This is a genomic window from Paraglaciecola sp. 20A4 (assembly GCF_011378905.1).
In the GTDB taxonomy this organism is placed as follows: Bacteria; Pseudomonadota; Gammaproteobacteria; order Enterobacterales; family Alteromonadaceae; genus Paraglaciecola.
Genome location: NZ_WTPY01000100.1, coordinates 1 through 599 on the forward strand (window position 1 = coordinate 1; position 599 = coordinate 599).

General features: G+C 54.9%; 1 rRNA gene. It reads right to left on the reverse strand.

Features of this window, described 5'->3' with window-relative positions:
• Positions 1-599: ribosomal RNA gene (locus tag GQS54_RS23015) — 16S ribosomal RNA — on the reverse strand; the annotation flags it as partial.

The window sequence follows — 599 nt, forward strand, 5'->3', positions numbered from 1 at the left end:
AAATGCAGTTCCCAGGTTGAGCCCGGGGCTTTCACATCTCGCTTAACAAACCGCCTGCGTACGCTTTACGCCCAGTAATTCCGATTAACGCTCGCACCCTCCGTATTACCGCGGCTGCTGGCACGGAGTTAGCCGGTGCTTCTTCTGTCAGTAACGTCACAGCTAGCAGGTATTAACTACTAACCTTTCCTCCTGACTGAAAGTGCTTTACAACCCGAAGGCCTTCTTCACACACGCGGCATGGCTGCATCAGGCTTGCGCCCATTGTGCAATATTCCCCACTGCTGCCTCCCGTAGGAGTCTGGGCCGTGTCTCAGTCCCAGTGTGGCTGATCATCCTCTCAAACCAGCTAGGGATCGTCGCCTTGGTGAGCCATTACCTCACCAACTAGCTAATCCCACTTGGGCCAATCTAAAGGCGAGAGCCGAAGCCCCCTTTGGTCCGTAGACATTATGCGGTATTAGCAGTCGTTTCCAACTGTTGTCCCCCACCTCAAGGCATGTTCCCAAGCATTACTCACCCGTCCGCCGCTCGTCAGCAAAGAAGCAAGCTTCTCTCTGTTACCGCTCGACTTGCATGTGTTAGGCCTGCCGCCAGCG